Source organism: Rhizobium sp. LC145 (genome assembly GCF_001005825.1).
Taxonomy (GTDB): Bacteria; Pseudomonadota; Alphaproteobacteria; order Rhizobiales; family Rhizobiaceae; genus Neorhizobium.
Genome location: NZ_LBHV01000004.1, coordinates 656,570 through 676,573 on the forward strand (window position 1 = coordinate 656,570; position 20,004 = coordinate 676,573).

The window sequence follows — 20,004 nt, forward strand, 5'->3', positions numbered from 1 at the left end:
ATTGCGGCTCCGCAAAACCGGAAGGGGCGAGGATGAACAGCGTCATGACGAAGGTACGGACGATGCCGGCCGCCGTGGTTACCGGCCCCGGCCGGCTGGAGGTGCGGCACGTACCGGTCCCGGAGCCGGGTTCCGGCGAGGTGCGCGTGAAACTCGATGGGTGCGGTGTCTGTGCATCCAACCTTGCTCCATGGGCCGGGCCCGAATGGATGCGCTTTCCGACGGAGCCCGGAGGCCTCGGCCACGAGGGTTGGGGGGCGATCGACGCGATTGGTGAAGGCGTTGAAGGGCTCGATGTGGGAGATCGTGTCGCCGCATTGAGCTATCACGCCTATGCCGGATACGACACCGCGCCGGCCGATGCGGTCGTCAAACTGCCCGAGCAGCTCGCAGGCAAACCGTTTCCCGGAGAACCGCTCGGCTGCGCCATGAACATCTTGCGCCGCGCCGAAATCTCCGCCGGACAGACGGTGGCGATCATCGGCATCGGCTTTCTGGGCACCCTGCTGACGCAGCTTTCATCAAGGGCAGGAACACGCGTGATCGCCATTTCGCGGCGTCGCTTCTCACTCGATCTGGCGAAGGCGATGGGCGCTGCGGACGTGATCGAGATGAAGGATCACTGGGAGATCATCGAGAAAGTGAGGCAGCTCACCGGCGGAAATTTCTGCGACCGAGTGATCGAGGCGACCGGCAAACAATGGCCGCTCGACCTCGCCGCCGAACTCACCCGCGAACGAGGCAGGCTCATCATCGCCGGCTATCATCAGGACGGGCCGCGACAGGTGAACATGCAGCTCTGGAACTGGCGGGGGCTGGACGTCGTCAACGCCCATGAGCGGGATGCGCAAGTCTATATGCAAGGCATCCGGGAAGCCGTCGATGCCGTGACGGAAGGCCGGCTCGATCCGCTGCCTCTCTATACACATCGCTATCGGCTGGAAGAACTGGACGAGGCTCTCAACGCCACGCGCGATCGCCCCGAAGGTTTCCTCAAGGCATTGGTGATCTATCCATGAACGAAATGGCCCCGGAACGAAATCTGCGCTCTCCTTCCAGGTCGGTGAGGTTGGGCTTCCTCGGTGTCGGCTGGATCGGCCGTCATCGGATGAAGGCAATCCTCGAGACCGGCGCAGCAGAGGCCGTGGTGATCGCCGATCCTTCCCCCGAAATGGTGGCGGAGGCGCGAGAACTCGCCCCGGCAGCCGAGCTCGCGGCCGGTCTCGACGAATTGCTCGGCTATGACCTCGACGGCATTGTGATCGCGACCCCGAGCGCTCGGCACGCGGAACAGTCGATCCGCGCATTGCGAAAGGGCATCTCTGTTTTTTGCCAGAAACCGCTCGGCCGCACCGCGGAAGAAGTTCGATTGGTCGTGGAAGCGGCCCGCGCCGCCGACCGGCTGCTCGCTGTCGATCTCTCCTATCGCCAGACGGAAGCCATGCGCAAAATCCGCGATCTGATCCGGTCAGGGGAACTCGGCGAAATCTTCGCGACCGACCTTACCTTCCACAACGCCTATGGCCCGGACAAGCCCTGGTTCTATGACAAGGCGCTGTCCGGCGGCGGCTGCGTGATGGATCTCGGCGTCCATTTGGTGGACCTGGCGCTCTGGTCGTTGGATTTTCCAAAGGTGGCCCAGGTCCAAAGCCACTTGATGAACGGCGGTACTCCCCTGCCGGCAGGCAGCGAGCAGGTTGAGGACTTCGCCGTCTCTACACTCGTGCTCGAAAGCGGCGCGATCGTGCGGATCGCCTGTTCCTGGAGATTGCAGGCAGGCCGCGAGGCTGTTATCGGCGCGAGCTTCTTCGGAACGAATGGCGGCGCCGCGATGCGGAACGTCAATGGCTCGTTCTATGATTTCAAGGCTGAGCGGTTTCGGGGCACCTCCACGGAGATATTGACTGAGCCGCCGGATGCCTGGGGTGGCCGGGCCGCCGCCGAATGGGCCATTCGCCTCGCCGCGGGCGAGACCTATGACAGGTCCTGCGAAAAGCTGGTGGAAGTCGCCAGCGTGCTTGACGACATCTACCGGTCTGCCCGGTAGGCAGAGGGATCTGGCTGGGCACTGAAACCTATCTCTCTGCAAAATGTTAGCAGAACGGAAAGCCGCTTCTTCTCCAAGCCGAGGCTGACATCATGCTGGACCTCTCCTATGCCCGAAACCGAATGGTCGACGTTCACTTGGCCGGACGAGGCTTGAAGGATACGCATGTGCTCACCGCCATGCGCGAGGTTCCGCGGGAAGCCTTCGTCGAACCCGGCTTCGAGGAATTCGCCTACGAGGATTCGCCGCTGACGATCGGCGAAGGCCAAACCATTTCCCAGCCCTATATCGTGGCGCTGATGATCGAGAAGGCGCATATCGTCCCTGGCGATACTGTGCTTGAGGTCGGAACGGGTTCCGGCTATGCGGCGGCGGTCATAAGCCGGATCGCCGAGCAGGTCTATACGATCGAGCGATATGCCAGTCTCGGCGCTCAGGCCCGGCAGCGCTTCAAGCGGCTCGGTTTCGAGAATATCGCCGTACAGGTAGGCGACGGCACCAAAGGTTGGCCTGAAGCCGCCCCCTTCGATGCGATCCTGGTTGCAGCGGGCGGGCCGACGGCCCCACAGGCCCTCAAGGAACAACTCGAGATCGGCGGACGCCTGATCATCCCGATCGGCTCGGCTGGAGAACAGCGGCTCGTCCGGATCACCCGCATGAGCGCGACGACCTTCGAAGAGGAGGATTTCGGCGGCGTGCGCTTCGTGCCGCTCATCGGCGAACAGGGCTGGAGAGATGACCGCTTCGGACGGTTGAGGCCGGCGCGCGCTCCCACCCTGCCGCAACGGATCGCCGAGGTGGCCGAAGTGCTGCCGGATTTCGATGATCCCGCTTTCGGCCGGCTGTTCGATCGCTACGGCAACCGGCGTGTCGTGCTCCTTGGCGAGGCGAGCCACGGCACCTCTGAATTCTACCGTGCCCGCGCGGCGATCACCCGCCGCCTCATTGAGAAGCATGGCTTCACCATCGTCGCCGTCGAGGCCGACTGGCCGGATGCGAGCGCGATCGACCGCCATGTCAGGGATCGTGCCGGCGGGCGGGCGAAGGAACTGCCTTTCCAGCGCTTCCCCACCTGGATGTGGCGCAATCGTGAAATGGCGGATTTCATCGGCTGGATGCGCGCACATAACCTCTCGATTGCCGATCCCGAGCACCGGGCCGGCTTTTACGGCCTCGACATCTACAATATGAGCGCATCGATCTCAGCCGTTCTTGCCTATCTCGACCGGACCGATGCGGAAGCGGCGAAGATCGCTCGGCAGCGTTACGGCTGCCTGACCCCCTGGCAGAACGAGCCTTCCACCTATGGGCGCGCGGCGCTGACCGAAGGTTACGGCAGATGCGAGGAGGCGGTGATCGCCCAATGCCGGGAAATGCTCGGGCGCCAGCTCGACAGCGCCTCCGAAGATGGGGACGACCTGCTGGACGCCACTCAGAACGCCAGGCTGATCGCTTCCGCGGAACGCTATTATCGCATAATGTATTACGGCGGGGCGGAGTCCTGGAACCTGCGGGATACGCATATGTTCGAGACGCTGGAACATGTGCTTTTCGCGCGCAGCCCGGAGGCAAAGGCCGTCGTCTGGGCGCATAATTCCCATATCGGCGACGCCCGCCACACCGACATGGGCAGCGCGCGCGAGGAGGTGAATATCGGTCAGCTCTGCCGCGAGCGCTTCGGCAATCAGGCCGCCTTGATCGGCTTCAGCACGCATGAGGGTGAGGTTGCCGCCGCGAGCGACTGGGACGGCGACATGGAGGTCAAGACCATCCGTCCCGCGATGCGCGACAGTTTCGAGGAACTGTTCCATCAGGCGGGTGAGGAACGGTTTCTGCTGGATTTCGAAAGGGATGAAGCGCTCAGGAAGCGTCTCGAGGAACCGCTGCTGGAACGCTTTATCGGAGTCATCTACCGGCCCGAAACGGAACGATTGAGCCACTATATGTATGCCTCGCTCGCCAGGCAGTTCGACGCTTTCGTCTGGTTCGATAGGACCACTCCGGTCATCCCGCTGGGACCGGAGCATCCCCGCGAAGGGCAACCGGAGACCTATCCATTCGGCCTGTGAGAGGGTGATGCACGTGCGTTACGCCGTCATGCGCCGGCAGCTTTCCGCACATCTGCGGCAGGCATCGACGCATTCCTGCATGTCGCCTACCCGCTCGCAGTCATCTGCGCATTCGGCGCAGATCTCGGCACATTCGCGGCATGTGTGCTTGTGATGTGGCGTGCCGATCAGCATGAAATGGGCCGAGGTCCGGCAAATTTCGGCGCATGCCATCATCAGGCGGAAATGCGGTGGCTCGGTATGTTTGCCGCCCATTTCCAGGCAATGCTTCATCGCCGTGGACAGGCAGATGCTGTAGCAGCTCAAACACTCGTCGATGCATTCCCTCATGCCCGGATCGATATGAGCCATGGCGGCCTCCTTGGTCTTCAGCGGGGTAAAACGGCCGAACCGGGCTGAACGTCGTAAGTTCCACGAAGGGCTTATCCCCCGCCTGGATTGTTGGAGGGATTGCGATGGGGCGGCAAATCATTCGGCCTTATGACGGGTGTATTGCCGACCGGAGGAGCGGGTTCCACAAGGTCGCTGTCGCCGACATCAGGCGCCTTCAGCTCACCATTGCAGCGGTCGAGCTTCCGGGAAAGATTTTGCCCGTTGGATTCGGAGCGATCTCGAGGCTGGCTATCGTCCGGCACGGCGCAATCTCCGTTTGCCGGTCTTCTTTCCTCGGCAAAGCCGGATTGCGGCGCAAAGAAGCTCACCGCGATCAGCGAGACCGCAGCGGCAATCCGAACCCATTCTCTCTGCCTGAACATTATTTGCCTCCTTCAGCGATTCCAACCGTTGCAGAGGAGGACTGTTCCGTCGGACGCGCGGGAACCATCGCGTGAGGCGCCGGTTCCGGTCTTGACGATGAGAGACCGAAGGAGGTGCCACCATGCCAGGCAACAGCAAGATCACGACCGGCCTTAACGACCGCCCGAAATCCGCATCGATCGCCCAGAGCGGTCCCGGTATTCCGGACGATTCAGGCAGCCCGATCGAAGCCGATGACCGGCAGATCGAACGAATGAAGGAGAAATTGACGGAGAACCCTCGCGAAAAGCTCAAGAAGGAAGTGCAGGAGCGGATCGAGGCTTCGCAAAAGGGCTCCGAGTAATCGGATGCGTCACTCGACTCCTGCAAGTGTCAGATCGGCGGTCCGCGATCCCGCAAGGATCAAGTGACCATTGGGGAGATCATTGCCCGCAACCTTGGTTTCGACGGCATCCTCCGACAGGCCAAAATGACGCCAGCGGTCGACCAGCCTTTGCTCCAGCACATCGTGCGGCGGCGTGAGCATGATCGAATAGTCGAAAAGCCCCGCAAGCCCCGCCCAGCGTTCTTCCTTGAGCAGCAGATAATTGCCCTCGACGACGATGAAACGATGCTTCGGAGAAATGATGCGGGCCGCGGCGACCGCAAGCTCGCGGCTGCGTTCGAAGACCGGCACCAGAACCTCTTCTTCAGCCTGTCGCACCGCCGTGAGGATATCGGTCAAACCGCGAATGTCGAAGGTCTCCGGCGCACCCTTGCGTGATAGCAGGCCCTTTTCCTTAAGGACGGCATCATCCATGTGAAAGCCGTCCATCGGCAGAACCTCGGCTTGCTCGCCCTTGCCGCGAAGGGCCTGGACGAGCTTATCCGCGAAGGTCGACTTTCCCGCCCCCGGAGGCCCGGCGACGGCGATCAGGAAACGGCGCGCGTCGCCCGCCCGGCCGATGAGATCGTCCGCAATATCGTCCAGGCGTCGGTTCATGCCGGCACGGTTTCCGGGGTCACCGCCTTCGCGCCCGTCATCAGGGCCACCGCGTCGGACATCGTGTAGTCCTTGGGATTGATGACGGTGAGCCGCTTGCCGAGGCGGTGAATGTGGATGCGGTCCGCCACCTCGAAGACATGCGGCATGTTGTGAGAGATGAGCACGATCGGGATGCCCCGCTGCCGCACGTCCGAGATCAGCTCCAGCACCCTCCGGCTTTCCTTTACGCCGAGCGCCGCTGTCGGCTCGTCAAGGATGATGACCTTGGACCCGAAGGCGGCCGCGCGCGCGACGGCAACCCCCTGGCGCTGACCGCCGGAAAGCGTCTCGACCGCCTGATTGATATTCTGGATGGTCATCAGCCCGAGTTCCGAGAGCTTGGCGCGTGCGAATTTTTCCATCGCGCCGTGGTCGAGCTTGCGGAAAACCTTGCCCATGATGCCCGGTTTGCGGATCTCCCGCCCCAGGAACATGTTGTCGGCGATCGAAAGCGCCGGTGAAAGGGCGAGATTCTGGTAGACCGTTTCGATGCCGGCTTCACGAGCTTCCATGGGCGAGGAGAAATGCACCTCCTTGCCCTCCATCTGGATCTCGCCCTCGTCGGGACGGATAGCGCCGGAAATCGCCTTGATGAGCGAGGACTTCCCCGCGCCGTTGTCGCCGATCACGGCCAGGATTTCTCCGGGATAGAGATCGAAATCGGCATGGTCGAGGGCTGTGACGCGGCCGTAACGCTTCACCAACCCGCGAGCGGAGAGGATGGGTTGCCTGTTCTGTTCCTGAGCCATCAGACGGACGCCTTTCTGATCCACTGGTCCACTGCCACGGCGACGATGATGAGGACGCCGATGAGGAGATAGGTCCACTGCACATCCGTGCCGAGAAGGCGCAGGCCCAGCGAGAAGACGCCGACGATGAGCGCGCCGAACATCATTCCCAGAACGGAGCCTCGTCCGCCGAAGAGGGAAATGCCGCCGATCACCACTGCCGTGATGGATTCGATATTGGCGAACTGTCCGGCCGTCGGAGAAACCGAACCGATGCGGCCGATAAGGGCCCAGCCGGCGAGCGCGCAGATGAGGCCGGACATTGTGTAGACCGAGATAAGCATGCGCTTGACGTTGACGCCGGAAAGCTCGGCCGCATCCGGATCGTCGCCGACGGCATAGAGATGCCGGCCCCACGGCGTGTGGTTCAGCACGTACCAGAGGAATGCGACCAGCAGCACCATGGCGATCACGCCATAGGTAAACACCGCTCCGCCGATCCGAAACGTGCTGCCGAAGAACTGCAGGATCGGTGCCGTCGTCTCTATATCCTGCGACCGGATCGTTTCATTGGCAGAATAGAGGAAGTTGGTCGCGAGCACGATCTGCCACATGCCGAGCGTCACGATGAAGGGCGGCAGCTTCATGCGCGCCACCAGAACCCCGTTGATATAGCCGCAGAGCGCGCCGACGCCGAAACCGCAGAGAATGGCGATTTCCGGCGGCAGGCCGTAACGGAACACGAACTGACCCATCACCACCGATGACAGAACCATCATGGCCCCTACCGAAAGGTCGATGCCGGCCGTCATGATGACGAGCGTCTGCGCGGCTCCCACGATGCCGGTAATCGCCACCTGCTGAAGGATCAGCGTCAACGAAAAGGCCGAAAAGAACTTGGTGCCGAGCAGCGATCCGAAGATCAGAAGCGAGATGATGAGCACGATGAGCGACACGGCCGAAGGGCTCGTATGCAGGAAATGCCGGAACTTCTGAACCGCCGAGCGTTCGTTGGCGTCGAATGACGCGATCTCGGTGGAACTGTCCTTCAGGACCTTTTCGTAATCGTGATGCGGCGCGGCCGCCGTTGGGTCGCTCATGAGTTTCCTCCGCCTCAAGCCCGCTCCCACGGTAAATCCAACCAGGACAAGACCCTTGGCGGGACGGGCTTATGCTGCGCCTTCTTCAGCGCACTGTCAAAAATCGGTGAAAGGTCGCGGGGATGCCGAAGCACCCCGCGCGAGTGTCAGCCGGGCATCAGCCCCAGCACTTGGCCAAGCCTTCCTTGGTGTCGATCGACTGCACGCCGGAAACGGGCTTGTCGGTCACCAGCGTCACGCCGGTATCGAAGAAATCCTTGCCTTCGGTCGGCTTCGGCTTCTCGCCGGTATCGGCGAACTTCTTGATCGCCTCGATGCCGAGTGCGGCCATCTGCAGGGGATACTGCTGCGAGGTTGCTCCGATCACGCCTTCCGCGACGTTCTTGACGCCCGGGCAGCCGCCGTCGACTGAAACGATGAGGACGTCCTTTTCGCGGCCAACTGCCTTCAGCGCCTCATAGGCGCCGGCGGCGGCCGGCTCGTTGATGGTGTGGACGACGTTGATGGTCGGGTCCTTCTGGAGAAGGTTTTCCATCGCCGTACGGCCACCCTCTTCGTTCCCGTTGGTGATGTCGTGGCCGACGATCCGCGGATCGTCCTCGTCGCCGATGCGGTTGGCATCCTTCGTGTCGATGCCAAAGCCCATCATGAAGCCCTGGTCGCGCAGGACGTCGACCGAGGGCTGCGACGGCGTCAGATCGAGGAAGGCAACCTTCGCCTCGCTCGCAGCATCGCCCAGCGTTTCCTTCGCCCACTGGCCGATCAGCTTGCCGGCGAGCAGGTTGTCGGTGGCGAACGTCATGTCGGCTGCGTCGATCGGCTCGAGCGGGGTGTCGAGCGCAATCACCAGGAGGCCCGCATCGCGCGCCTTCTTGATGTTCGGCACGATACCCTTGGTGTCGGAAGCCGTGATGAGGATGCCCTTTGCCCCATCGGCAATGCAGGTCTCGATCGCCGCGACCTGGCTTTCGCTGTCGCCGTCGATCTTGCCCGCGTAGGATTTCAGCGTCACGCCGAGCTCCTTTGCCTTGGCGGTCGCGCCTTCCTTCATCTTCACGAAGAACGGATTGGTATCGGTTTTGGTGATGAGGCAGGCGGATACGCCCTGGGCCGATGCAGGCCCTGAAAAGGCGACACCCAGCGCAAGCGCACCGAAGGCGGCGGATAGAACGGTCTTCTTCATGATTTCTCCTCCCAGAATTGCCGACAAAGCGGTTCAAGAACTATCAGGCGCGGTCCAAGCCGCAGAATCGCTCAAGGCTTCCTCCAAGCCGCCGCGCCCTTGCACCCGCTAATTAAGGGGGATTTGAAATTCTTGTCAATAAATAAATCCGATTGAATTATTAATTGGAAGGACGTAAAGGTTGGACAGGCGTGGCATCGGGAGGTTATGCCAATGTCCATGGAGGATACGCTTCACACATCCGTGTTTTCGCCGACGCTGACACCGGCCGGCGGAGCCAATCAGGTGCGCGTGCGCGCCTATAACGAGCGGCTCGTTCTTTCGCTTATCCGCCTCCACGGATCGCTGTCCAAGGCGGAAATCGCCAGGCGCAGCGGGCTTTCCGCCCAGACCGCATCCGTCATCATGCGTTCGCTCGAAAAGGAAGGCTTGCTGCTGCGCGGCGCGCCCGTGCGCGGCAAGGTGGGCCAGCCATCCATCCCCATGCAGCTCAATCCGGATGCTGTCTTTTCCTTCGGGGTCAAGATCGGCCGCCGCAGCGCAGACCTCGTATTGATGGATTTCGTCGGGCGTATCCGCCTCCAGCTTCACGAGACCTTCGCCTTTCCTCTGCCGGACCGCATCATGGCCTTCATCACGAAGGGTATCTCGTCGCTCGAGGCCAAGCTCGATGAAAAGCAGCGCGGCCGCATTGCCGGCATCGGTATCGCAGCCCCCTTCGAACTCTGGAACTGGGCGAAGGAAGTGGGCGCGCCCGAAGGGGCAATGGAGGTCTGGCGGAATTTCGACCTCCAGGCGGAGGCATCCGCCAGAATTTCCTATCCCGTCTATCTGCAGAACGACGCCACCAGCGCTTGTGGAGCCGAACTCGTCTTCGGCATCGGCCCCTCCTACCCGGATTTCGTCTATTTCTTCATCGGCTCCTTCATCGGCGGCGGCATCGTGCTGAATTCGGCGATATTTTCCGGCCGCACCGGAACCGCTGGCGCGGTTGGACCGCTTCCCGTACGCGGAAAGAACGGCGAGACGCGGCAGCTCCTGGAGATCGCCTCCATTTTCGTGCTGGAAAGAATGCTGCAGGAAAAGGGCATCGATCCCGAGCCGCTGTGGTACTCGGCCGACGAGTGGATCGATTTCGGCGAGCCCTTGGAAAACTGGATTCAGGAAACCGCGAAGGCGCTGGCGCAAGCGATCGTGGCCGCGGCTTCCATCATCGATTTCAGCGCCGCGGTGATCGACGGCGGTTTTCCGGACTGGGTGCGCGAACGGATCGTACGGGCGACAATCGAGGAGGCGAGAAAGCTTGATCTCCAGGGCGTCGTCATGCCCGAAATCGTCGAGGGCGCGGTCGGCCCCCAGGCCCGCGCGGTCGGCGGTGCCAGCCTGCCGATCTTTGCCCGCTATCTCACCGATCAGAGCGTGCTGTTCAAGGAGATCGCCTCAGATCGGCCTCATCCAGTCCAAAGTGATCGAGGATGATCTTCACGTTTCGCCGATGTGATTTGAAGTAGATATCGAACAGGTCGCCGATGACCGGCACGCTGCCGGCGACCGCATCGGCGGCGAGATTGCCGAACATCTGCGCCATCTTCTCCTTCGGAAGACCGAACCGGCGCGCCTCGTTGATGATCAGCAGACCGATGAGCGCACCGCTGGCGTCACCGACGACCGGCAAAAGTCCGAGAACGGAATCGGCGCCGAAGCGGATGTTCGTGCCGGGCACGCGGATCGCCGTATCCATGAGCCGCGCGAGCGCTGAAACTCGTCGTAACCGGCGCAGCCGCTCGATACCTTCGAAATCCTGTGTTCGCCCGCCGAACCCGGCTGCATGGGCAGTGCTGGTCATCACGTGGCCTCCTCAGGCCGTTACCTGCTCGAATGAGCAGATGGCGATGGCAAGCGGGTATTTCCAGAAGAGTGGCCAAAGAGCGGCTTGGGTTCTAGGCTTCCTTCGGAGGCTGGTCCGCCAGGCTCTTCGCCTCTTCGGCAAGCTCGGCGAGGCGGCGGGTTATCTCCGCCAGGGCTGCTTCGGCGGCAGCGTCGTGCGCCGGCTCGGCTTCCATTTCCTCGGTGGTTACAGGTTCTTTCGATTTTTCGTCCGGCATAGGAATACCCCTTGATTTTTAGGGAGTTTGGGATGGCTCAATTAGTGCGCCATTAACCATCGACAAGGGAGCGGCGTGAGGTTCGCGGTGAAAGGGAAACTTCACGCCGCTCTTGGAAGGACCGTGCGGCTGCCAGGATCGACGATCACCCGCTGTTCGTTGACGACAGCATAGGCATAGGCAGGTTCCTCGGGGACAGGCATCAGCACCACCTGCTCCGGAATGGGCCTGCCCACGACCACGGGCTGTTCGACGATCACGGCCTGCGGCGGCAACGGCTGTTCGCGCACATAGGTCACGACCCTGTCCGGTGGCGGATCGATGGCCGTACCGGCGACCGCGCCCACGGCGCCGCCAACCGCAGCGCCAACCGGCCCGCCGATGATGGCTCCCGTCACGGCACCGCCCACCGCACCGTTGACCGTGCTTTCCTGCGCCTGTGCCACCGAGGCAAGGCTAAGGATCGCAGCCGACATGATAAGCAGCTTTTTCATGGCAATTCTCCTTTCATGCTTGATCGGAAAACGCCTGCTGTTCAAGGCCGTTCCTGTTTCGGACCTTTGCCTTGAGGCATCGGACTTTTGACCGATAGAAGCGCCTTACCTTCGGCCGGCAGGCGAGCCGCAGCGAAAAGGCCGCGCCTCGCGGCGCGGCCTCGTTCGGTCGGCACGGATTTGGATCCGGCCTATCCTTTCAGGCTCGCCTCTTCCCCATAGTATGACAGGTATCGCTCGCGGAACCGCTCCGGCGCGCCTGGATCGGCGTAGCGATGCAGGTCTTCCATATCCGTCTTGTTGAGGATCACGCCGATCAGTTTCGAGGCGATCTGCGGCTCGCTGTTGAGGACATTCTGAACGGTCTTGGCCGGTGTGACACCCCATTCCGTCACGAAGACGAACCCGTCCACGTGATGGGCGAACGCCTTGGCGTCGATCACCGGAACGAGCGGCGCGAGGTCGACGACGATGACATCGAACTTTTCGCTCACCGTCTCCAGGAACTTGCTCATGCCCTGCGAAGCGAGGAGTTCGCTTGTATGGGCAAGCTTCTTGCTGCGCGAGGTCATCGGCATGATCGTCAGCCGCGTGCGGCGGTCGACGCGCGCAGCACTCGTCCAGGGCGTCTCCCCCAGGATGACCTCGACAAGACCCACCTGAGGCTCCGTCGCCAGCATGCGGCTGAGGCCGGGATTGCGAAGGTCACCGTCGATCACCAGCGTTCGCAGCCCTGAAGCGGCGACCAGACCGGCGAAATTCGCTGCGACGGTGGATTTTCCTTCGCCCGGCAGCGAGGAGACGACGCCGATCACCCGGCAGGTTCTGCCCTGCAGCACGATATCGGAAGCGAGTTTGGTGTTGCGCAGTGTCTCGGCGAAACTCGATCGAGGCGCATCGACGGAAATACGCATCATCTTCCGAAGCGAGATCGGGTCCCCTTCGGGCAGCCGCGCCTCGTCGGTCTCTTCCTTGGCGGATGTTCCGGGTGTTTCGGCCGTCTGTTGGCCGCCGATCAGCGGCAGATAGCCAAGGAACCGGACGCCGAGCTTGTCCTGAACGTCCTGACCCGTGCGGAAGAACCGCTCGCGAAACTCCAGAAGCGTCGCAAGCGCGCCGCCCGCCATCAGGCCAAGCACCAGGGAAAGCGCCATGGTCATTGTCTTGCGCGGACTGGAGGGCGCGGTCGGCACGCCTGCGTCGGAGATCACGCGAGCCTTGGCGATCGGAAAGGACTGCCGCTGCGACGCCTCCTCGAAGCGCCCGAGATAAGATTCGTAGAGCGTTTTAAGCGCCGCCGCCTTCTGCTCCAGCTCCCGCAGCTGCACCATTTCGACATTGGCTTCGGAATTGTGGCCGGCCACGCGATCGATGCTTTCCCTCAGCGATCTCTCACGCGAGCTCGCCACTTCGTATTCGTTGCGGAAACTGCCCGTGAGGTTCTGGAGCTCGCGATAAATCTGGTTGGAGACGTCGTTCTTTTCCCCCTTCAGCGCGACGGCCTGAGGGTGGTCTGCTCCGAATTGCTGGATGATGCCCTGCTCACGTTCGGTAATGGCGGTGTAACGCTTGCGCAGGTCCTGGAGGACCGAATTGTCGGCATCTCGCGAGGAGACGACCGCATTGTTGACAGCCGACTCCGGCCCCTGGTCGATGATCGCCCTGTACTGGTTATAGCGCGCCGAGGCCGTCGCCGCATCGGCCTGCGCGACGATGAGCTGGCTGTTGAGATCGGACAATTGCTGCGAGGACAGGAGTTCGCCGCGCGGCGATATCAGCCCTTTTTCGATCTTGTATTTTTCAACCGCCATCGCCGCTTCCTGCGAGCGCGTGTTGAGATCGTTGAGCCTTTCCTGCAACCAGACGGAGGCCCGCTCCGTCGCGTCGAAATTGGCGTTGAGCTGCTCTTCCAGATAGGAGCTGGCATAGGTGCGCGCCATCATAGCGGAAAGCTGCGGATCGGGAGAGCGGATCGAGACCGCGATCACCGAGCTGCGGCCCACCCGTTCCACGGTCAGCGACTGCTGCAGGACGGCGGCCACCATCTCCCGGCGTCCGGCCCTTGCCGCCTCCTCAGAAACCGGCGGCTTGCCGGGTGTCAGCAGGGAGACGATGCTCTTGATGCTGCCCTTGACGAGAGCGGCCGGAGATTGCGGCGGGTTGACCAGCAATTCGTTCTCCGCGAGGCCCGCGTCATCCACGACCCTGAGGGCAAGCGCCTTGGATTTCAAGATTTCCACCGCACTCGACATGCGATTGTCGATCTGCTGGCTGGTCTGAGCGTTCTGCTCTTCCTCCGCATAGCGGGAAAGATCGTCGTCCACCAGGATCTGGGTCATGGCCGAGTACATCGGCTGCGCCATGAAGAGATAGAGACCGGCCAGAACCACCGCAGCTCCGACGCATGCCGCGATTACGCCGGCACGGCGCACTGCCGCAGCCCAGAGCTTGTCGAGATCAATGAAGGTATCGTTTTCCCGAGGTTCGCTCGGAAACACCGCTCTCGATCGGAAATTCACCTGGTCCATGGCCATTTTACCCTATGGGACTCTGTTTTGGGGATGACAGGTTATCCCTGTCATCCCCTTCGATTGCGGAATGCCGTCAGGCGGCCTGAACCCGCGTTTCGTGCGAAGCCAAAATCTCCGGAAGGGATACGGAAAGCTGATCCCTCATATCGGCGCGCAGCATGGAAAACGCGACATTCGCCTCGATGAAGCCGCGCTTGCTGCCGCAATCGAACGTACGGCCCTGATAGGGATGGGCGTGGAACGATTGCGTCTTTGCAAGACGCTGCATGCTGTCGGTCAGCTGGATCTCGTTGCCTGCGCCGCGCTCCTGTCCGGCAAGCAGTTCGAAAATCTCCGGCTGCAGGATGTAGCGTCCGTTGATGTAGTAATTCGATGGCGCTACGGAGGGGTCCGGCTTTTCAACCATGCCCGTTACCTCGAAACCGTGCTGTACCGACGTACCCATTGCGACGATGCCGTAGCTGGAGGTTTCCTCCGGCGCGCATTCTTCCACCGCGATGACATTGCCGCCGACTTCCTCGTAGAGCTCCATGAGACCTGCCATGCAGCCCTGGCGCCCATAGGAGACCATATCGGGAAGCAGAAGCGCGAAAGGTTCGTTGCCAACCAGCTCCCGCGCGCACCATACCGCATGTCCAAGCCCGAGCGGCACTTGCTGGCGCGTATAGCTGACGGTTCCTGCCACCGGCAGCATCTTTTCGAGCTGTGTGACCTGCGTAGTCTTGCCCGAACGGGTAAGCGTCGCGATCAGTTCGGGCGCGCTGTCGAAGTAGTCTTCGATTGCGGTTTTGTTGCGGCTCGTCACGAAGATGATGTGCTCGATACCGGCTTGCATCGCCTCATCGACCGCATATTGCACGACCGGACGATCGACGATCGTCAGCATCTCCTTGGGCATCGCCTTGGTGGCCGGCAGGAATCGGGTTCCGTTTCCGGCGACCGGAATGACGGCTTTCCGAACTGGTCTGTTCTGCTCCATTGCTTAGTCCTTTCTTGAAGGGCTGCCCTTTGTCCGGGTGGCAGTTCAGTGAGCGCCGGCCGCTCCTATCAACCGGCGCATGCGAATTGCGATCGGCATCCGCAAATGCCGGAGGGCACGCGGATTTTCGAGCGCGGTTTTCAAAAAGCCGCCGATGGACCGCTTCTTGATCTCGTTGACGAGCGTAAGGAAGGAGCTCGCCTCCACCAGGCTGCTGGTGCGTTGATATTGCGCCGCCATTGCCTCGGCATCCAGTTTGAAACGCGACAGGAACACCTTGTCCGCGGCGAGCATCGCCTCGACATGGCGGTGCTCGAGTACCCGCGAAATCGACCCTTGGCGGATATGGTAGATGTAGCCGACCTCCGGCTCGATGACGCAGAGTGCGCCGCTTGCAAGCGCCGAAGCGAAGAGAATGTAATCCTCGCCGATCCTCAAGGCCTCATCGAAGCCGAGGCCGTGCTCAACAAGGAAGCCCCTTTCGAAGATCGGCTTCATATAGCCGAAATTGAAGGTGGATTCGAAAATGACGTTCGAGCGAATGAAATCCGGAAGGGTCACCACCCCACGCCGTTCCAGATCGTCCGATGAGAACATCGTCGTCCTGGAGCCGTCCATGGAGACGACGTCGAGATTATCGACGACGATCTGAGCGCCTGCCGCCTCGGCCCGCGCGATCATGCACGCCAGGCGGTGGGGCAGCACGGCATCGTCGGAATCGAGGGTCGCTATCCATCGCCCGGATGCTGCGGCAATGCCGGCATTGCGCGCCGCGCCCGGCCCGCCGTTGCGAGCCTGTAAAATCAGCCGAACCCGCGGATCGGGATATCTGCGGACGAGATCGGCGGTGCCGTCCGTCGAGCAATCGTCCACGACGATAACTTCGACGGTCACCGCTTCCTGAGCGAGCGCGCTGTCGATCGCGCGCTTAAGCGTATCCTCCGAATTATAGGCGGCGATCACGAAGCTGACATCAGGGAAAACCGTGCTCGCCGTCATGCAGCCTCCGCAGTCCCGTATTGCCGAATTTCACGTATTCCAAGAACACCGCTCAGCGTACCCACATGCAGGACGCCCCGGAGAAAATTGCGGTTGCGGCGCACCGGCGAAAGGCAGGTCACCGCCATAAAGACCGCGCAATAGGCCGCTTTCAGCCCTGCCACGACCGCATGCTTCAGCACACCGAAGGAACTGCTCTTTTCCGCGAGAATGCGCCCATGCGTCTGGCCGAAGCGGAAGCGCCGTTTGACCAGCCAGTTCAGGCTCGCACGCGTAGCCGGCACAGGTTCGTAGACCAGCGCGCCCTCGGCAAAGGCGATCACACCGCCTGTTTCGAAAATATCGGAGAAGAACTGCGTGTCCTCTCCGCCGCTCTGACCGAGAGCCCGGGAGAACCGCCGCGCTTCGACATCCGGCGAGCGCATGTCGAGCAGGACATTGCAGGTATAGCCGGTCCTGATGGTCTTGCCGACCCAGACCGGCATGGTCGAATGGAAATCACCCTGACGCATCCAGTCGGGCGCTTCCGCATCATAGAGCGAGCGAACCGGTCCGAGCACGGCGGCGGCTCCGGTTTCCCTCGCGACCTTCAGAAGCTCGGCCAGCCATTGCGGCGACGCCGTCTCGTCGTCGTCTATGAAAACAAGATAGTCCGCATCGCATTCGGCAAGGCATGCATTGCGCGCGATCGAAATATTCGATTTCGGGCAATGGACATAGGCGATCTGGAAGGGCGACTGCTGCCGCAGGCCATCGACCAACGACCGGGCGCTCGGGCCGGCATCATTGTCCGCGACGATCAGGCGGATTCTGACGCCCTCCGGCACACGGAGCGCGAAAAGCGACAGGAGCGTGTCTTCGAGCCCCGGCCTCCGGAAAGTGCAGATGCCGATATCGATGCGGGTTGGCGCTTGCAGCTTGATCAGCTCGCCCATCCGGTCGTCCTCCGTGAGGGTATGCGCAGAGAAGGTATGCGCAGGAGTTCCAGCCAGAACCCGGCAGACCAGGCAAAGTGCATGATCATCGCCGAGATCGCGGCAAGCGGTCCGTAGGCATTCCTTTGGCCGATGGCGATCCAGAAGCCGTAACCGAGGCAGGCGGCCGCCCAGAGAAGAAAGGGTATGGCGGCCGACCAGTGCAGGACGGCAAGACAGGCGCCGATCGCGACCGGCACCACCGCCAGCGGCAACGCCTGCCTGAGCTTCGGGATCGCGCGATGCTTGATGAGGTTCCTGGCGCGCCCGCGCCCATAGCCGAGATATTGCCGGAAGAGCTTGCCCGCGCTCGAACGCGGGTAGTAGATCATGTAGGTCTTTCCGGTCATCCAGATCCGGAACCCTGCCTTTCGCAGCCGGAAATCCAGTTCCGCATCCTCGTTATGGCTGAAGCTCTCGTCATAGCCCGCAACCGTGCGGAACGCCGCGATGCGCATCAGCGCGTGATGGCCGTGGTCTACCCATTGGCCGGCTGCGCCGCTTCGATGTTTCGAGCCGCCATTGCCGAGCTTGGAGTTCTGGGCGACGGCGGTCGCCTTCTGGAAAGCGCCGAAGCCGATCGTATCCATCGCGACCACGATGGAATCGGCGCCCGTATCGACGGCTTCCTGGAGAAGGACCTGGCAGAAATCCGTCGGATAATCGCCATGCGCATCGATGCGGATCAGATAGTCCCTTCCCTCGCCATATCCCTCGACGGCCAGGTTGACCGCCGCACTTTGGAGGCGCTTCGGATTGTCCAGCAGAACGAGATCGGGAATTTCGCCCTTCAGGTCGCTGACGATCTCACGCGTGCCGTCCGTGCTCCCGCCATCGGCCACGACGATCAGGAAATTCATGTTGCCGCGGCTGTCGGTCAACTGTCGCAGGAGGCGAGCGATATTGGCCGCCTCATTGAGGCAGGGAATGACGATCAGCGCTTTCATATCGGGCAGAGGACGCGAGATCATGACTTCCACCTCAGGATTGGACGGTTGAGACGACCGGGCTGGTTGCCCGTGAGGATCGCCCGGAGCCGAGCGCCGCGAGCTTGCCGACAAGCGCGCGGCATTCCGCCGGTCCGGTTACCCATTGCGAACGCTCCACCGATGCGAGGCGGGTAAAGAGCGTTGCGTAACGGGCGGCATCCATCGTTTCAAAAAGTGTCACCAGTTCGTCAGGATCGGCACTTTTCAGTGTCAATCCTATGCCCCGCTCCTGAACGAAGCGTCCGGTTTCGGTCCGGGAGAGCGCAATCGGCACGGCGCCGTGCAGGCCGCCTTCGTAAAGCCTGTTCGGCAGAAGCCATTCGGAATTCAGCCCTTCCTCGAAGAAATCGATCGCCCAGGTGAACTGAACGTCGTCATAGATCGCCGCCAGATCCTCCGGGTTTCGATAGGCGCCATGGAATTCGACATGAGGCGCTGCCTTCACGATCGCGTCGAAATCGGAAAATTCACTGTAGGCGGGCCGACCGCGCAGAACGATCTCCACGCGGCCGTCCATCCGTCTTGCAAATTCCACGAGGCGTTCCAGCGACTTGCGGCAGCGAAGCGCTCCGAACCAGCCGATGCGCCACGGCTTTCCCGGAGCCGGCGGCCGGGCGGCCGGCGGGCTCGGCGCAGAAGAGGAATCGAGTTCGAGCACCTTGTTTTCAAGAAGCAGGACCGGCAGGTTCAGCGCGGAGCGAGGTTTAAAGTAGTTTTCGACGAAAGCCGGCGAACTGGTGATCAGCAGTCGCGCATGCCGCCCATAATACCATTCCGCCAGCCTCAGAATGCGGCCCTTTACACCTTCGTCGAGCAGCAGCCGGTGAATGTCGAGGCATTCGTAGACGATCGGAACGCCGCCACCGAAGAGCGAGGCGGCACTGCCGGCAAGCGCCAGCGTCTCGAGGTTTCGCGCGATGATGACATCCGGTTTCGGAACGCCCGCAAGAAGGGTTTTCAGCTTCGAACGGGCGGAGACCACCGCACCGATCCGCTGAGCGAAGCGGCCGTCGGCGGTCCTGCCGAGCTCGATGGTGGTGACATCCGGATCCTCCGCCAGCAGGCTCTCCCCCCGCACGAATCCGGCGATGGTGAGCGTCGCCCCTCCCGTCTTGAGAGTCAGCACGCGCCGCCGGATGGCCGCATCGGCGAGATCATGTGCCAGATAGAGGATATGCATGGTCACTCGTTCCAACTCCATTCTTCGTGGGGAGAGCCGACCCGTTCAGTCGAGCTTGCAGACTACGGATTCAGGAAAGTGGCAGTCTTCTCCGAGCGCCGTGAACGCCACGCGGTCGATGCTCATGGAAACCGGGCCGTTATAGGAGAACGGCCCCATCCAGCTCGTCAGCGTATCCGAACCCCATAGGCTCAGGAATATCTTCTGGGCGTTGGAGGGGATCTTCGCCGGATCCGTCACTTCCTGCACCAACTCGCCGTTCACGAAATAGCGCAGACGGTTCTCTTCCCAGATGAAGGCATAATCGTTGAAGTCCTTGTCGGCGCCGTTGGCGACAGGCACGAGCTTTTCATTGCCGCCCTTGCCGGAGATGTACTGATTGACCTGCACCTCACCGGTGTTCTTGCCGAGGACTTCGAAATCGATCTCGTCATGCGGCTTCTGGTCCACCGGACCGATATAACCGAAGAAGGCGGAGTTCAGGCCGGAGCCGGTGGCCGTCTTCATCCGCACCTCATAGGTGCCGTAGCCAAAGCGGGCTCGGGTCTGTATCTCGCCGCAAGCATAGTTTCGCTCGCCGGCAGCCGCCTCGACGAACCCGAGCTGAAGCACGCCGTTTTCGACGCTCACCTGCTTTTTCGACCAAGTGCAGTTCTGATGGCTGCCGTTGCTCCATCCATCGGAGACATACCAGAACGAGGTATCCAGCCGATCGAAATTCTCGACGAAGGACGTTCCGTTCGCGTCGTCTTGAGCGGACACAGCCGGAGCCGCAATGCCGAAGCTTAGAGCAAGAGCGAGGGCGCCCGATTTGCAGGTTCGTCGAAAATGCGGGGAGTTCATCAT

Annotated in this window: 21 protein-coding genes; 5 read left to right on the forward strand and 16 right to left on the reverse strand. The window is 61.8% G+C overall.

Features of this window, described 5'->3' with window-relative positions:
* Positions 1 to 32 precede the first annotated feature (32 nt).
* The 3 genes from YH62_RS14720 to YH62_RS14730 all read left to right on the forward strand — a co-directional run bounded on the left by YH62_RS14720 (position 33) and on the right by YH62_RS14730 (position 4,116).
* The gene (locus YH62_RS14720; protein WP_046794947.1) at positions 33 to 1,019 is read left to right on the forward strand and encodes a zinc-binding dehydrogenase; all 987 of its coding nucleotides are present in this window, start codon (positions 33 to 35) and stop codon (positions 1,017 to 1,019) included.
* A complete protein-coding gene (locus YH62_RS14725) occupies positions 1,016 to 2,047 on the forward strand; it encodes a Gfo/Idh/MocA family oxidoreductase (protein ID WP_046794948.1) in 1,032 nt (343 codons plus the stop codon). The genes YH62_RS14720 and YH62_RS14725 overlap by 4 nt, the downstream gene beginning before the upstream one ends.
* 92 nt (positions 2,048 to 2,139) lie before the next feature.
* Positions 2,140 to 4,116: a protein-L-isoaspartate(D-aspartate) O-methyltransferase gene (locus tag YH62_RS14730; RefSeq protein ID WP_046794949.1), complete on the forward strand. Its 1,977-nt coding sequence runs from the start codon at positions 2,140 to 2,142 to the stop codon at positions 4,114 to 4,116.
* Between the two features lie 18 nt (positions 4,117 to 4,134).
* Here the strand turns inward: YH62_RS14730 and YH62_RS14735 are convergent, their stop codons facing one another.
* Positions 4,135 to 4,467: a four-helix bundle copper-binding protein gene (locus tag YH62_RS14735; protein WP_046794950.1), complete on the reverse strand. Its 333-nt coding sequence runs from the start codon at positions 4,465 to 4,467 to the stop codon at positions 4,135 to 4,137.
* A gap of 71 nt (positions 4,468 to 4,538) precedes the next feature.
* Positions 4,539 to 4,871, reverse strand: a complete 333-nt coding sequence (locus YH62_RS14740) for a hypothetical protein (protein WP_046794951.1) — start codon at positions 4,869 to 4,871, stop codon at positions 4,539 to 4,541.
* 122 nt (positions 4,872 to 4,993) lie between these two features.
* Here YH62_RS14740 and YH62_RS14745 point away from each other — a divergent pair, with 122 nt between their 5' ends.
* A complete protein-coding gene (locus tag YH62_RS14745; protein WP_046794952.1) occupies positions 4,994 to 5,215 on the forward strand; it encodes a hypothetical protein in 222 nt (73 codons plus the stop codon).
* A 9-nt stretch (positions 5,216 to 5,224) separates the two neighbouring features.
* On the opposite strand, the gene YH62_RS14750 is transcribed toward YH62_RS14745, so the two are convergent.
* From YH62_RS14750 to YH62_RS14765, 4 genes are all read right to left on the reverse strand, one after another.
* Entirely contained in the window at positions 5,225 to 5,854 is a 630-nt protein-coding gene (locus YH62_RS14750) for a nucleoside triphosphate hydrolase (RefSeq protein ID WP_046794953.1), read from the reverse strand.
* A complete protein-coding gene (locus YH62_RS14755) occupies positions 5,851 to 6,645 on the reverse strand; it encodes an ATP-binding cassette domain-containing protein (protein ID WP_046794954.1) in 795 nt (264 codons plus the stop codon). Before YH62_RS14755 ends, YH62_RS14750 begins: the two co-directional genes overlap by 4 nt.
* Positions 6,645 to 7,724, reverse strand: a complete 1,080-nt coding sequence (locus YH62_RS14760; RefSeq protein ID WP_046794955.1) for an ABC transporter permease — start codon at positions 7,722 to 7,724, stop codon at positions 6,645 to 6,647. Before YH62_RS14760 ends, YH62_RS14755 begins: the two co-directional genes overlap by 1 nt.
* Before the next feature lie 157 nt (positions 7,725 to 7,881).
* Positions 7,882 to 8,907 (reverse strand): sugar ABC transporter substrate-binding protein, encoded by a 1,026-nt coding sequence (locus tag YH62_RS14765; RefSeq protein WP_046794956.1) that lies wholly within the window; start codon positions 8,905 to 8,907, stop codon positions 7,882 to 7,884.
* A gap of 213 nt (positions 8,908 to 9,120) precedes the next feature.
* Between YH62_RS14765 and YH62_RS14770 the strand changes: the two genes are divergently transcribed.
* On the forward strand, positions 9,121 to 10,386 hold the full coding sequence (locus YH62_RS14770; RefSeq protein ID WP_046794957.1) for an ROK family transcriptional regulator: 1,266 nt from the start codon (positions 9,121 to 9,123) through the stop codon (positions 10,384 to 10,386).
* On the opposite strand, the gene YH62_RS14775 is transcribed toward YH62_RS14770, so the two are convergent.
* From YH62_RS14775 to YH62_RS14815, 10 genes are all read right to left on the reverse strand, one after another.
* Entirely contained in the window at positions 10,334 to 10,753 is a 420-nt protein-coding gene (locus tag YH62_RS14775) for a DUF4112 domain-containing protein (RefSeq protein ID WP_046794958.1), read from the reverse strand. The two genes, YH62_RS14770 and YH62_RS14775, sit on opposite strands and share 53 nt — an antisense overlap.
* Before the next feature lie 94 nt (positions 10,754 to 10,847).
* Positions 10,848 to 11,012, reverse strand: a complete 165-nt coding sequence (locus YH62_RS30110; protein ID WP_156176947.1) for a hypothetical protein — start codon at positions 11,010 to 11,012, stop codon at positions 10,848 to 10,850.
* Between the two features lie 101 nt (positions 11,013 to 11,113).
* Positions 11,114 to 11,506 carry a DUF1236 domain-containing protein gene (locus YH62_RS14780; protein ID WP_046794959.1) on the reverse strand — a complete coding sequence of 131 codons (393 nt, stop codon included), beginning with the start codon at positions 11,504 to 11,506 and terminating at the stop codon, positions 11,114 to 11,116.
* A 191-nt stretch (positions 11,507 to 11,697) separates the two neighbouring features.
* Positions 11,698 to 14,034 carry a polysaccharide biosynthesis tyrosine autokinase gene (locus YH62_RS14785; RefSeq protein WP_046794960.1) on the reverse strand — a complete coding sequence of 779 codons (2,337 nt, stop codon included), beginning with the start codon at positions 14,032 to 14,034 and terminating at the stop codon, positions 11,698 to 11,700.
* Between the two features lie 76 nt (positions 14,035 to 14,110).
* Positions 14,111 to 15,016 carry a UTP--glucose-1-phosphate uridylyltransferase GalU gene (gene galU, locus YH62_RS14790; protein ID WP_046794961.1) on the reverse strand — a complete coding sequence of 302 codons (906 nt, stop codon included), beginning with the start codon at positions 15,014 to 15,016 and terminating at the stop codon, positions 14,111 to 14,113.
* A gap of 45 nt (positions 15,017 to 15,061) precedes the next feature.
* Entirely contained in the window at positions 15,062 to 16,015 is a 954-nt protein-coding gene (locus YH62_RS14795; protein ID WP_046794962.1) for a glycosyltransferase family 2 protein, read from the reverse strand.
* Positions 16,012 to 16,950 carry a glycosyltransferase gene (locus YH62_RS14800; protein ID WP_046794963.1) on the reverse strand — a complete coding sequence of 313 codons (939 nt, stop codon included), beginning with the start codon at positions 16,948 to 16,950 and terminating at the stop codon, positions 16,012 to 16,014. Before YH62_RS14800 ends, YH62_RS14795 begins: the two co-directional genes overlap by 4 nt.
* Positions 16,938 to 17,960 (reverse strand): glycosyltransferase family 2 protein, encoded by a 1,023-nt coding sequence (locus tag YH62_RS14805; RefSeq protein ID WP_046794964.1) that lies wholly within the window; start codon positions 17,958 to 17,960, stop codon positions 16,938 to 16,940. The genes YH62_RS14800 and YH62_RS14805 overlap by 13 nt, the downstream gene beginning before the upstream one ends.
* Before the next feature lie 10 nt (positions 17,961 to 17,970).
* A complete protein-coding gene (locus YH62_RS14810; protein WP_046794965.1) occupies positions 17,971 to 19,158 on the reverse strand; it encodes a glycosyltransferase in 1,188 nt (395 codons plus the stop codon).
* Positions 19,159 to 19,203: 45 nt separating this feature from the next.
* A complete protein-coding gene (locus tag YH62_RS14815) occupies positions 19,204 to 20,001 on the reverse strand; it encodes a glycoside hydrolase family 16 protein (RefSeq protein ID WP_046795112.1) in 798 nt (265 codons plus the stop codon).
* Positions 20,002 to 20,004 lie beyond the last annotated feature (3 nt).